The 13191-nt window shown below is 36.3% G+C and carries 14 protein-coding genes; 8 read left to right on the plus strand and 6 right to left on the minus strand.

Annotated features, from left to right (window positions below; all coding sequences use genetic code 11):
• Positions 1-14: 14 nt before the first annotated feature.
• On the minus strand, positions 15-1148 hold the full coding sequence (locus tag MCQ_RS06985) for an ABC transporter substrate-binding protein (protein ID WP_006924434.1): 1134 nt from the start codon (positions 1146-1148) through the stop codon (positions 15-17).
• Positions 1149-1473: 325 nt separating this feature from the next.
• On the opposite strand from MCQ_RS06985, the gene MCQ_RS06990 reads away from it, so the two are divergent.
• The 4 genes from MCQ_RS06990 to MCQ_RS07010 all read left to right on the plus strand — a co-directional run bounded on the left by MCQ_RS06990 (position 1474) and on the right by MCQ_RS07010 (position 4305).
• Positions 1474-2049: a cold-shock protein gene (locus MCQ_RS06990; protein WP_006924435.1), complete on the plus strand. Its 576-nt coding sequence runs from the start codon at positions 1474-1476 to the stop codon at positions 2047-2049.
• Positions 2050-2290: 241 nt separating this feature from the next.
• Positions 2291-2809: a DUF192 domain-containing protein gene (locus MCQ_RS06995; RefSeq protein ID WP_035008199.1), complete on the plus strand. Its 519-nt coding sequence runs from the start codon at positions 2291-2293 to the stop codon at positions 2807-2809.
• On the plus strand, positions 2806-3579 hold the full coding sequence (locus MCQ_RS07000) for an alpha/beta fold hydrolase (RefSeq protein ID WP_006924438.1): 774 nt from the start codon (positions 2806-2808) through the stop codon (positions 3577-3579). The genes MCQ_RS06995 and MCQ_RS07000 overlap by 4 nt, the downstream gene beginning before the upstream one ends.
• A 513-nt stretch (positions 3580-4092) precedes the next feature.
• Positions 4093-4305 carry a DUF3126 family protein gene (locus MCQ_RS07010; RefSeq protein ID WP_004864024.1) on the plus strand — a complete coding sequence of 71 codons (213 nt, stop codon included), beginning with the start codon at positions 4093-4095 and terminating at the stop codon, positions 4303-4305.
• Positions 4306-4350: 45 nt separating this feature from the next.
• Here the strand turns inward: MCQ_RS07010 and radC are convergent, their stop codons facing one another.
• From radC to sfsA, 3 genes are read right to left on the minus strand one after another with little or no spacing between them, the layout of a single operon-like run.
• A complete protein-coding gene (gene radC / locus MCQ_RS07015; protein WP_006924440.1) occupies positions 4351-5145 on the minus strand; it encodes a RadC family protein in 795 nt (264 codons plus the stop codon).
• Positions 5146-5162: 17 nt separating this feature from the next.
• The gene (gene map / locus MCQ_RS07020; protein ID WP_006924442.1) at positions 5163-5993 is read right to left on the minus strand and encodes a type I methionyl aminopeptidase; all 831 of its coding nucleotides are present in this window, start codon (positions 5991-5993) and stop codon (positions 5163-5165) included.
• The gene (gene sfsA / locus MCQ_RS07025) at positions 5986-6693 is read right to left on the minus strand and encodes a DNA/RNA nuclease SfsA (RefSeq protein ID WP_006924443.1); all 708 of its coding nucleotides are present in this window, start codon (positions 6691-6693) and stop codon (positions 5986-5988) included. Before sfsA ends, map begins: the two co-directional genes overlap by 8 nt.
• 294 nt (positions 6694-6987) lie before the next feature.
• Here sfsA and MCQ_RS07030 point away from each other — a divergent pair, with 294 nt between their 5' ends.
• From MCQ_RS07030 to ttcA, 4 genes are all read left to right on the plus strand, one after another.
• Positions 6988-7824, plus strand: a complete 837-nt coding sequence (locus MCQ_RS07030; protein ID WP_006924444.1) for an RNA methyltransferase — start codon at positions 6988-6990, stop codon at positions 7822-7824.
• Positions 7817-8629: a glutamate racemase gene (gene murI / locus MCQ_RS07035; protein ID WP_006924445.1), complete on the plus strand. Its 813-nt coding sequence runs from the start codon at positions 7817-7819 to the stop codon at positions 8627-8629. The genes MCQ_RS07030 and murI overlap by 8 nt, the downstream gene beginning before the upstream one ends.
• Positions 8630-8814: 185 nt before the next feature.
• Entirely contained in the window at positions 8815-9432 is a 618-nt protein-coding gene (rpsD, locus tag MCQ_RS07040; RefSeq protein ID WP_006924446.1) for a 30S ribosomal protein S4, read from the plus strand.
• Positions 9433-9706: 274 nt separating this feature from the next.
• Complete coding sequence (gene ttcA, locus MCQ_RS07045) at positions 9707-10588, plus strand: tRNA 2-thiocytidine(32) synthetase TtcA (protein ID WP_035008168.1); 882 nt, start codon at positions 9707-9709, stop codon at positions 10586-10588.
• Between the two features lie 30 nt (positions 10589-10618).
• Here the strand turns inward: ttcA and rimO are convergent, their stop codons facing one another.
• Together rimO and lexA are read right to left on the minus strand one after the other, a co-directional pair.
• The gene (rimO, locus tag MCQ_RS07050; protein ID WP_006924448.1) at positions 10619-11932 is read right to left on the minus strand and encodes a 30S ribosomal protein S12 methylthiotransferase RimO; all 1314 of its coding nucleotides are present in this window, start codon (positions 11930-11932) and stop codon (positions 10619-10621) included.
• Positions 11933-12153: 221 nt separating this feature from the next.
• Positions 12154-12867 carry a transcriptional repressor LexA gene (lexA, locus tag MCQ_RS07055; protein ID WP_006924451.1) on the minus strand — a complete coding sequence of 238 codons (714 nt, stop codon included), beginning with the start codon at positions 12865-12867 and terminating at the stop codon, positions 12154-12156.
• Between the last annotated feature and the right edge of the window lie 324 nt (positions 12868-13191).

The following is a 13191-nucleotide window of genomic DNA, read 5'->3' on the forward strand; positions in this document are numbered from 1 at the left end:
AAGAATTTTTTGCTTTAAAAAGCAGGTTTGACTTCATCTAAATAGACACGCTTCCCATTCTTTATTTCAATTACACCGATAGGAATTTGAGGATTATGATTTTCATCCATAGACATATTACCAAAGGGTGTTGGAAAATCTTTTAATTTGCTGAGCTCTATCATAATTTTTTCACGATCAGCACTGCCAGCATTTTCAATAGCTTTCACGAACATCATGTAACTCGTATATCCTAAAACAGAATTGATATTTGGTTCTTGATCAGGATAAGTGTCTTTCCATTCGTTTGTGAATTCTTGTGCAGCTGCTGACATGTTGGGCATGTCCTTACTATAAGGAAGCGTTGTATGTAAGAATCCTTCTGCAGCTTTTCCTGCAATTGTAATGGTTTCGGGATTATCCATAGCATCACCACCCATAATTCGAAATTTCGCACCTAACTCACGCGCTTGCTTCATAATGATAGCGCCTTCAGAAAAATAGGATGGGATAAATAAGATATCGGGTTTCTGTGCTATAATCTGTGTCAGAACAGCTGAAAAATCCTGATCTCCGGAATTATAGTTTAAATTTGAGATAACTTCACCACCGAGTTTTTTAAAAGAGCGCATAAAATAACTCGCAAGACCGATAGCGTAATCGTTTGATATATCTTTGAGTATTGCAGCTTTTTTTGCGTGTAAAGTTTGAATTGCGTAAGTCGCGATTCCTATACCTTGGTAAGAATCAATAAAGCAAGCGCGGAAATAATATTTTTTGCCCTGTGTAACAAGTGGATTTGTTGAGGAGGTTGCAATAGCTGGAGTTTTGGCTTTTTCAGATATTTCTCCACCAGCTAATGAGAGTGAAGAGCCATAACTACCGATGATTCCGCTCACTTTTTCACTAGCAGTTAAACGCATAACAGCATTAGCAGCTTCCACTTTATCGGATTTATTATCAATAACAATAAGTTCCACTTTACGTCCTAGTATTTCTGGGATCTTTTTATGCGCTAACTGTATGCCTTTAATCTCAAGTTGTCCTCCAAATGCATTTTGACCACTTAACGGAAGGTAAACACCAATCTTAATGGGTTCACTGGCATAGACATTTGCTACAAATACCATTAAAGCTGCGATTGTAGTAAGGATTTTCTTCAATTGCATTGTGCACCTTCCTCAATTTAGTTGTAGTTTCCGCACTCTATATGGAACTTCTTTATCATGCAAGTTACACATTAACGAAAATATCGTTACAAATTGTGTGAAAACACTTCATCTATTCTATCATCCCTTTTTAGTAAGATATGTGAAGCGTATGATCAAACATTTTATGTAAAATTTAAATTTGTAGATTGAATATGAGCATAGAAGATTAATGACAATATGGGGAAATCTTATCTTAGGACTTGCGTGTTGATGCAAGAGCAATGTTTACTTGGTGTAGAGAATCAATATCATACAATTTAGACCTACAGGATCACGTTTTATTATGACAAGTAAGGATACATTAAAGGATTATTCCCTGTCTGAGGACAATAGAGGTGCTTGTAGTGAGATTATTGAAATCAGTGGTGTCATTAAGTGGTTTGATGGGAGCAAGGGGTACGGGTTTATTGTACCTGATTTGCCTGGTTTTCCAGATATATTATTGCATGTTACGGTGATGCGAAGGGATGGCTTTCAAACAATTTTGGAAGGTGCTAAAATTGTTTGTGCTGTAGAAAAAACTGAACGAGGATTGAAGTGCGTCCAAGTGAAATCTATAGATTGCTCATCCGCAATTCATCCGTCAGAAACTCCAGCTCGTACACATGTCGTTGTTACTCCAGAAAGTGGTTTAGAACGCGCAATTGTAAAGTGGTTTAATCGTGATAAAGGATTCGGTTTTCTTAGCCGCGGAGAGGGAACTGAGGATATTTTTGTTCATATGGAAACTTTGCGCCGTTTTGGTTTAGCAGAACTTCGTTCTGGTCAAGTCGTTCTTGTACGTTTTGGTAAAGGAGAAAAAGGCTTGATGACAGCGGAAATTTATCCGGATATAGCCATTCCGTTTGCTACGCATTGAATTTCACTATGGAAGCTATATCACCTATCTTTGTTTAGGAAAAAGGCGATTAGTGTTTTTACATTAAGCACAGATAGCCATAAAGCCGGTATGTGCAAGAGGGAATGCACCTGTGAAACCGTAAATCAAATGAAGCAATGCAATATCACTTTATAAGTGATGAGAGAGTTACACTCTTATTTCGTTTCTGTTTTTTATTTTATGCAATAAAGTTAGAGAGTTGTTTGGTGTGGAGATAAAAATATTAAAGTTCTTTATAAGAGGCTGTATCATTGCGTTAGCGCTGTTTTTTATGTGGGTATTGACTCTAGCTGTGGCAAAGAAGCCCTTAGAGCTTCCTGTTGATCTGGTTCCTTTAAAGATACAAACAGAAGAAGGTGCAATTTTTTACAAAGTGGAGATTGCTTTTACGCCATCCCAAGCGAAAGCTGGTTTGATGTATCGCACTGATTTTCCACGTGATCGCGCAATGCTTTTTAGACAGCAGGGAAGTAATGAATTAAAAGATAAGCAGAAATTTTTTATGTGGATGGCAAATACACCTTTACCCTTAGATATGATTTTTTTAAATGCTGAAGGAATTATTGTGTCGATTGTCGAAAAAACTTCTCCCTTTTCAACGGATACGATTTCATCAGAAGTTCCCGCAACTTTTGCACTTGAGGTTAATGCTGGTGAAGTTTCTGAAAAGAAAATACAAAAAGGACAACGTGTTATTCATCCCGCACTTTGCGGAGAGTGCAAAGGTAATGAAAAATGACAGCTGAAGATACTCGTTTTTTTGAATATGATAATTTGCGATTTGCTTATCGAGAAGAAGGGCAAGGAGAGCCTATTTTGTTAATTCATGGTTTTGGATCTTCTGCACGTGTAAATTGGTATGCAACAGGTTGGTTTCGTACCCTTACTGAAGCGGGATATCGGGTTATTGCTCTTGATAATCGTGGACATGGAGATTCAGTCAAAAGTTATGACCCTTCTTTTTATACGCCTCAAGCTATGGCTAACGATGCGATGAGATTGTTGCAGCACTTAGAATTATCTAAAGCGCATGTTATGGGATATTCTATGGGTGCTCGAATTAGTGCTTTTATGGCTCTTTTGTACCCAAAATATGTGCACAGTGTGATTTTTGGTGGCTTAGGTATTGGTATGGTAACGGGAGCAGGAAATTGGAGACCTGTTGCTGAAGCTCTTTTAGCAGAAGATATTTCTACCATTACCAATCCACGTGGTTTAATGTTTCGTAAATTTGCAGATCAAACTAAAAGCGATAGACGCGCGCTCGCTGCTTGTGTTATAACATCAAAGCAGGAGTTAACAGCATCTGAGGTTTACAAAATTAAGCAACCTGCACTTGTTGCCGTTGGTTCATTAGATGAGATTGGTGGTGAGGCAGAACCGTTAGCGGCTTTGTTGCCTCATGGTCAAGCGCTAACAATTCTTGGTCGAGATCATATGCTTGCTGTGGGAGATAAAGTCTATAAAAAAGGCGTTATCGATTTTCTTTCTCGTTATCCTATCGTATGAGGATTGTTTACAGTTTTTAGAGTTCACAAAGTCAGCCGATATTTTTATCTTGGGTAAGATAAAAAAACTTGCTCAAAATGCCAGCTGTTGTGGTGTACTTTATTCCTGTAAAGGTGAAGAAAATAGCGGTAAAAATTCTCTGGTTAGCTTATTTTTTTTTATTTTATAGAGCTCTATTTTGGATGGAAGAGGCGAAAATTATAGTAGTTGATTGCTGTTTTTTTAATATGCTTATAAGCGCAGGTAATAAATTGGGGATAAAGTAAAAATCATTAAAAATGTACGGTTTTCTACCCGTTTTTTTTACTTTTGTAATCTATACGCGTATCATTTAACAAGGATATATCCTTTTAATATAAGGATATTCAAAAAAAGTTGCAAATAATTGTGCTTTAGATGTGGGATTAACCAAAGATTAGGAGTAAGATTTTTTTATTATCTTTACAGGATTCTAGGAGTGCCTTATTGGCCGATAAAGAATTAATTAATAATCTCAAAAGACAGGAGAGCATAGTGAATGCTGATGAAATAAAAAAACTTGACAGTTATTTAAAAAATACATTCCAAAATTCAGCATTGCAGGTGAGAGCACGGCCTAAAAAGGATGATTCTTGTGAAGTTTATATCGGGGATGAATTTTTAGGTGTTATTTATCGAGATGAAGATGAGGATGAGTTATCATATAATTTTTCAATGGCTATATTAGATATCGATTTAGAAAATTGATTTATTATGAAGAATTGGATGGAATTTTTCTTCATCCAAAAAGGTTTATATGAGTTTTTGTGCTTTAAAGCTTGTATGGCCGTTACGACCTATAATAAGATGGTCATGAATAATGATTCCTAAAGCATTTGCTGCATCTTTTAATCTATGTGTCATTGTTATATCTGCTTGAGAAGGTTTGGTATCACCGGAAGGGTGATTGTGAACTAAAATAAGTCCTGATGCAGACAATTGCAAAGCTCGAGAAATTACTTCACGAGGATAGACAGGGGTGTGATCAATGGTTCCAGTTTGTTGCACTTCATCAGCTAATAAACCATGTTTTTTATCAAGAAATAAAACACGAAATTGTTCGCGTGTTTCGTGAGCCATGACAGCTTTACAATATGCTAATACTTTATCCCATGACGAAAAGATGTCACGTTTAAATAATTGTGCGCGAGCAAGACGTCCAGCAACATCTGAAATAATTTTTAAGTCGATCGCAGTTGCAGGACCACATCCTTGAACTTCTTGAAGTCGGTGAATATCGGCGCCCAATACGTCGGCTAATGAGCCAAAATGTTCTATTAAGCTTTTCGCTATTGGTTTTGTATTTGCTCGGGGAATTGTGCGAAAAAGCAATAATTCAAGATATTCATAATCTTCAATTGCATTCCCCTTTGATTTTAAATAACGTTTACGGAGACGTTCGCGATGCCCTTGATAATGCTTATGTACTTTTGAATTTCTCTGAATGTCTTCATTTTTTGTTTTGGGTATTGGATCAAGTGGGGAACTTGATGTTAATGCAAAATGATTGCTTTGGCTATTTCCTTTGTTATTTAATTTTTTAGCCATGGCATTTCTACATTTATTTAGGCATATGAATCGGGAATATAAAAAATGTTTTTAGGAGATTGCGTAAATATTTCGCACCCATCATTTGTTACACCAATTGTATGTTCGTACTGTGCAGTAAGAGACCGATCACGCGTAACAGCGGTCCAGCCATCAGATAAGATCTTAACTTGTGGTTTACCAAGATTAATCATAGGTTCAATTGTAAATATCATACCTTGTTTTAGTTCTATTCCTTCTCCAGGATTTCCATAATGTAAAATATTTGGTGCATCATGGAAAAGTTGACCGATTCCATGTCCACAAAAGTCTCTTACAATTGAGCATCGTTCAGATTCTGCATAGTGCTGAATTGCTGCACCAATATCACCTGTAGTTGCTCCGGGTTTGACTACGGAAATTCCTCTCATAAGACTTTCATGCGTTATTTTTAACAGGCGTTCCGCAGCACGTCTGATTTTTCCAACAGGGTACATACGGCTTGAATCTCCGTGCCAACTATCGAGAATAAAGGTTACATCAACATTAACAATATCGCCTTCTTGCAAAGGTCTTTTATTTGGGATGCCATGACAAACAACGTGATTGATAGATGTACAGCATGAATGGCTATATCCATGATAATTCAGGTCAGCAGGGAGAGCTCCTCGCTTAGCACCAAAAGTAAAGACAAAATCATCAATTTCTTGCGTAGTGACGCCAGGTTTAATAATATCCGTAAGTGCATCGAGACATTCCGCAGCAATACGACCAACTTCGCGCATTTTAGCAAAAGCGTAGTCATCAAAAATACGGATTTGTCCGTTAAATTTTAAGGGTATTTTATTATATTCAATATAATCAATCATTTTTTTTTATTTTCACTCTATGAATCGGAACAATGCCCTCGATACTTACGTGACATTTTATAGCATAAAATTCTACCCCCGATTCTAATGCTAAATCAAATTTACGTCCATAGGTTGGATCAAGATCACGGCAGATTGTAAACGCTGAACAATCTTCCCGTTGAATCATATAAAGCATAACGGCCCGTTTTCCTTGTTGCACAATTCTTATGAGCTCTTCAAGATGACGTGTGCCACGTTTTGTCTCCGTATCAGGAAATTCTGCTAGTCCTTTTTGGCGGATAAAATGGACATTTTTGACTTCTAAATAACAGTCCGGAAGAATGTCATCATGCAGAAGAAAATCAATGCGAGATTGCATACCGTAGCTTTGTTCCTTCAAGATTCTTTTGTATCCGCTTAATTCTGGTAGTAATCCATTTTGAATTGCTTCTAATGCAAGTTTGTTAGGCAAAGTCGTATTGATGCCAACTAAAGTATTATTTGCTTCGACAATTTCTAATTGATATGCGTATTTTCGTTTGGAGTTGTTGTTATATGAAAGCCAGATATTGGAGTTGGGAGTTGTCAAGCCAAGCATCGATCCTGTGTTCGGAACCGACACAGTGAAGATGTGATGATCATCTTGTTTAACATCAGCAAGAAAACGTTTGTAACGACGGATAAGCTTCGCAGGAAAAAGTTTGGGAATGAAAAGCATATGTCTTTTTAAAATGCATGATTTCACAATACAACTATTTTAAAAGTTATAGTATGTTAAACAAGGAAATTTAGGTGCAAAAAATGTTAGAATAAACCCATAGACTTGCTATAAGCGCTACGTTTTATTGTTATTTTAAAATCCTTGATTTCAATTGGCTGTCTCTAAATCACAAAATGACATTGACTATAATTTGTTGTTAAAAAGGTTATTTCGCGAACTGTTTTATTAACAAGGTTACGTTAAAAAATTCGTGATATGAGCATAATTTAAGTGAAGATTGGGTAGGGATTAATGGCTGGAACCAATAAGAATCGTAAAAATTTAACAAATGGTCCAATTATTATTTTAGTTGAGCCGCAACTGCCTGAAAATATTGGTATGGTAGCAAGAGCAATGGCGAATTTTGGGCTCTCTAAGCTTCGCTTAGTCAAACCTCGAGAAGAGTTTCCAAGTGAAAAAGCCATAGCTGCGGCTAGTAAAGCAGACCATGTCATTAATGAGGCAGTGATTTTTAATACATTGCGTAACGCCATTGCTGATTTGCACTACGTTTTTGCCACAACAGCACGTGAAAGATGTGGTTTTAAAACTGTCAAAAGTGCTGTTGAAGCAGCAAGTATATTACGTCAACGTGAAAATTTTGGGCAGAGGACAGGTATTGTATTTGGAAGAGAGAAGTGGGGACTTATAAATGATGAAATTAGTCTTGTTGATGAAATCATAACTTTTCCGGTGAATCCTGCATTTGCCTCACTTAATATTGCGCAAGCGGTTTTGCTTATGTCTTACGAATGGATGAAATCAGGTTTAGAAAATGCAAATGATACAGCTTTTCGTGCAGTAGAGATGGAACCCGCTAGTAAAGCGACGTTTCATGGCTTTTTATCTCAGTTAGAAGGTGCTTTGGATATCCGTGGATATTTTAGACCCAGAGAACGTAAAGAAGTTATGCTTGCAAATCTGCGTTCCGTTTTTACGCGTGCTAATTTTAGTGAATCTGAAGTTCGTTTGCTACGGGGGATTATATCTTCACTGGAACATTTCTCGCCTAAGTTTCCACGGGGAAGCGGTGCACCGGCAGATCGTGATCGTAAAAAATTAAACACAAGTGTGAAAACTGATGGATGAACGGCCTATTCTTTTTTTTGATAGTGGCATTGGCGGTTTAACAGTATTGAGGGAAGTGCGGGTTCTTATCCCTGAAACGCAATTTATTTATATTGCTGATGATGCGGGATTTCCTTATGGAAGTTGGGAGGAAAATGTTTTAAAAGACCGCATTTTAAAGGTTTTTACAAATCTTTTAACACTTTACAATCCTGCTCTATGTGTGATTGCTTGCAATACTGTTTCTACATTGATGATGGCAGATTTGCGAAAAAAATTTCCTCATATTCTTTTTGTAGGAACGGTTCCTGCGATTAAATTAGCGGCTGAACAAACAAAATCTGGTTTTATTTCGGTGTTGGCAACTCCAGGGACAGTTAAACGTGCGTATACACATGAATTAATCAAATCTTTTGCTGATCAGTGTCATGTTCAACTTGTTGGCAGTGAAAAGCTAGCGGGCTTTGCTGAAGATTATTTACGTGGAAAATCTGTCGATTTGAGAGAATTACGTAATGAAATCCTTCCATGTTTTGTTGAGAAAAATGGCAAATATACTGATATTATTGTGTTAGCTTGTACACATTATCCTTTTTTAATTAACTTATTTCGTGAACAAGCTTTATGGCCCGTTGAATGGATTGATCCGGCAAAAGCTATAGCTAAACACACACGATCATTATTGCCAGAAAAAATGCATCACCAAAACAGAAAGAGACAGAAAGATTTTGCATTGTTTACATCGCAAAATATAACTTCTTCAACAAAGCATTTGTTAAAACGGTTTGGCTTAAATATCGTGAAAGGAGTTGACTTTTTGGTGTGAGAGCAATAAAGTTTCTTTACCGTTTTTTTGAGAAAATGGTGCTAATTGACGTGTCCCGTGGATAACTTTGCATACAATGTGTAAAATATCCTGTCAGTCTTTTTTGCAAAAGTAAAGGCAGAGGAGGGCGCGTTTCCTTGAGATCTTACTATAAGATCTCCTATTTTATTTTTAAAGGAAATGCGATGAGTAAACGCGAAACAACAAAGTATAAAATTGACCGCCGTATGGGAGAAAATATTTGGGGGCGACCAAAATCTCCTGTTAATCGCCGTGATTATGGTCCAGGTCAGCATGGTCAACGCCGTAAAGGAAAGCTCTCTGATTATGGTGTACAATTGCGTGCTAAGCAGAAATTAAAAGGGTTTTACGGTGATATTTCAGAAAAGCAGTTTCGTAAAACTTATGAAGAAGCTGCTCGTCGACGTGGTGATACTGGTGAAAATCTTATTGGCCTTTTGGAATCACGTTTGGATGCTGTGGTCTATCGTGCAAAGTTTGTGCCTACAATTTTTGCTTCTCGCCAATTTATCAATCATGGTCATGTTAATGTAAATGGTCGGCGGACAAATATTCAATCATATCGCTGTAAGCCAGGTGATGTTATTGAGGTTCGTGAAAAATCAAAGCAGCTTGTTTTGGTTTTGGAATCTGTGCAATTGGCAGAACGTGATGTGCCTGAATATATTGAAGCAGATCATAATCATATGAAAGCAACTTTTACGCGTATTCCTGCTTTTGCAGATGTTCCTTATGCTGTGCAAATGGAGCCCAATTTGGTTGTTGAGTTTTATTCTCGATAATTGCTAAGAAGAGAGTATTACTCTCTTTCTATTTTATTATATGCTCAACAATATTGCGTTGTTTTATAGTATTTGAAGCTCAAAAGAAGTTTTTTAGTGGTGCTATATCAAGTTTGTTGTTATGTTTTTTAGCAGTATACTTGTATAGCTCCATTTCTTTTTTGCATATTTCATTTTATAGAGCAAATGAGTATAAGTTTACGCTGCATTACATCTTTTTTTATCTCTGTCACTCCTTCAAAACGAGATGTTTATTGTGCAGAATTATGGTATCATGGATAATATTTCAGTTGAATATCATGAAATGGAAGAGAATGTAGAGAAAAATGATCTTTTGGTGCAGGAATCTGATGACTGTCATCCAATATTTCGAATTGCTCCTTCAACTGTAGAGTTTAATAAATTACGAAAACGGCTTTTGCGCCATATGCGGCAGGCATTTGATGATTTCTCTATGCTCTCTTCAGGAAAAAAATGGCTTGTTGCGTTATCGGGTGGAAAAGATTCTTATGGTTTACTTGCGCTTCTTCTGGATTTAAAGTGGCGCGGTCTTTTGCCTGTTGAAATTTTGGCCTGTAATCTTGATCAAGGACAACCAGGATTCCCAAAACATATTCTTCCAAATTTTTTAAACTCTTATCAAATTCCATATCGCATTGAATATCAGGATACTTATTCAGTTGTTACAGATAAATTAGCACATACGCAAACATATTGTTCTCTTTGTTCTCGGTTGCGACGTGGCAATCTCTACCGTATTGCACGTGAAGAAAAATGTTCTGCATTAGTTTTGGGACATCACCGTGATGATGTTCTGGAGACATTTTTTATGAATTTATTTCATGGTGGTCGATTGGCAGCTATGCCTGGAAAGCTGATAAACGATGAAGGAGATCTTTTTGTTTTGCGCCCTCTTATTTATGCTGCCGAGGAAGATATGGAAAAATTTTCTCAAGCAATGCAATTTCCTATTATTCCTTGCAATCTTTGTGGTAGCCAAGATGGTTTACAACGCAATGCAATGAAGGAAATGCTAAATGATATCGAAAAAAAGATGCCGGGACGTAAAGACACTATGATCCGCGCTTTGACCAATGTGCGTCCAAGCCATTTGCTTGATAAAAAAATTTTTGATTTCAAAAATATTAAACGCTAATGTAAAGTAAATCTCATCGTTTTTATAACTTCAAACTGCGGCACCATAAAGATCGTAGGCATCTGATTGCTCAATTTTAACCGTAACAAACTCACCGACACGTAATGGTCGTCTTGATGATATATGCACAATACCATCTATTTCTGGAGCATCATATTGACTACGACCTTTAGCAATTTTGCCTTGACTTTCATCGATAAGAACTTGGAGTCTTTTTCCAACTTTTTTCTTTAAAAGGTGCATGGAAATTTTTTGTTGTTTTGCCATAAAGCGATGCCAGCGATTTTCTTTCACCTCTTCAGCAATATTTTCTAATCCCAAATCATTTGCAACAGCACCTTTTACTTCTTCATATTTAAAACAGCCAGCACGTTCAATTTTTACTTCCTCTAACCATTCGAGGAGTATATTAAAATCTTCATTTGTTTCACCTGGAAAACCCACAATAAACGTTGACCGTAAAGTAAGATCTGGACAAACTGATCGCCATTTTTCAATCCTACGGTTTGTTTTTTCCATAAGAGCAGGACGTTTCATATTGCGTAAAACGGCAGGTGATGCGTGCTGAAAAGGAATATCCAGATAAGGAAGAATTTTTCTTTCAGCCATAAATTCAATAACTTCATCAACATGAGGATAAGGATAAACATAATGCATACGCACCCAAATACCCATATTGCCTAATTCGCGACAAAGATCGAAAAATTTGGTTTTTATTGTGCGATCTTTCCAAGGAGTTTCCAGATATTTAACATCCATGCCATAGGCACTTGTATCTTGTGAAATAACCAAAAGCTCTTTTACACCTGCTTGTACAAGTTTTTCAGCTTCACGAAGAACATCACTAATAGGGCGTGAAGTAAGATTACCACGCAGAGTAGGAATAATGCAAAAACTACACCGATTAGAGCATCCTTCAGAAATTTTTAAATAAGCATAATGGCGCGGTGTTAAGCGAATACCTTGTGGGGGAACTAAATCAACAAAAGGATCATGAACGGGAGGAATCGCTGTATGAACTGCTTGTATCACACTTTCATAGGCTTGTGGTCCTGTAATAGCCAATACATTAGGATGTGCCTGGCGAATAACATCAGGGTCAGCACCAAGACATCCCGTTACAATAACTTTTCCATTTTTTTTGAGAGCTTCATCAATATTGGCAAGTGATTCGTTTCGGGCAGAATCAAGAAAACCACAGGTATTAACAATAACAAGATCAGCACCTTGATGCTGACGTGAAATTTCATAGCCTTCGGAACGAAGGCTTGTAATGATTCGTTCAGAATCTACGAGTGCTTTTGGGCATCCAAGAGAAACAAAACTAATACGAGGTGCTGCCATAATAATCCTTGCAAATTTATGATGACAATCGAATTTTATTTGCTAATTCTAATTTATTAAGAATAAAAGACTTTCTTTAGCTTTTTACATACGAAACTTTCTCCTTTATAAAGTTATTTGATTTTTTTCTACAAAATTTTATACATATGTGTTGCATAACATGGGGAAAAAGTATCAGCATAATCATTTATTGAATATACGGAGCATGCTGGATAATTTTTTTAATATTTGCGAATAAGTCCAATAAGCTTACCTTGTATCTGTATATGCTCAGGTCTGTATATGCGTGTTTCATAGTGCGGATTTGCAGCTTCCAATGCAATAGAAGCCCCTTTACGTCGATAACGTTTTAAGGTTGCTTCTTCTTTATCAATAAGTGCAACAATAATCTCACCTGATGTTGCTGTATTTTGACGTCTAATAATTATAGTATCTTTATTAAGAATGCCTGCTTCAATCATAGAATCATCTTTGACTTCTAAGGCATAATGTTCCCCCAAACTAAGCATATCTGATGGTAAACAAAGCGTATTTATTTTTTGTTGTATAGCCGAAATAGGCACACCAGCAGCAATGCGTCCCATAATGGGAATAGTGGCATTTTTTGTATCCTTCTCATTAAAATTATCAAGATCATCGAAATTTCTTGATGTTTTTCTTTTATTATCCTTTATTACACTAGGGGAAATTTTGCGAGCTGAAGAAAGATTAAATGTTATTTTCTCAGGAAGTCGAATGACTTCTACTGCACGGGCACGGTTTGGCAGACGACGTATAAAGCTTCGTTCTTCTAGAGCTGTAATAAGTCTATGAATGCCAGATTTTGAAGTAAGCTCCAATGCAATTTTCATTTCATCAAAGGAGGGGGGAACACCAGTTTCTTTCATATGATTATGAATAAACAAGAGGAGCTCATATTGTTTACATGTCAGCATTCAATGTTCCAATTAAAAGAATCGAAAAGGAGACAAATAGAAAATAAAATATATGTATTCGCATCTATTCTATAATTTGTTTTAAGATAAATCAAAATTATTCATTTTTTAAATTATAGGTTAAAATAATATTTAATAAAATTATAATAATATTAAAATATTTTTTACTATATTATATTTTTATGTGAATAATATTTATATAAAACAATGATTTTTAATATAAATTATTTTTCATCTCAAACGAGACGAATCATCCTCAGCGAAATTCTGAAATCAGTTTTTGAGAAGACATATCTGTCTCTTCTAGAAGCTATCTGCGTATCT

This window comes from Candidatus Bartonella washoeensis Sb944nv, from assembly GCF_000278135.1.
Lineage (GTDB): Bacteria > Pseudomonadota > Alphaproteobacteria > Rhizobiales > Rhizobiaceae > Bartonella > Bartonella washoeensis.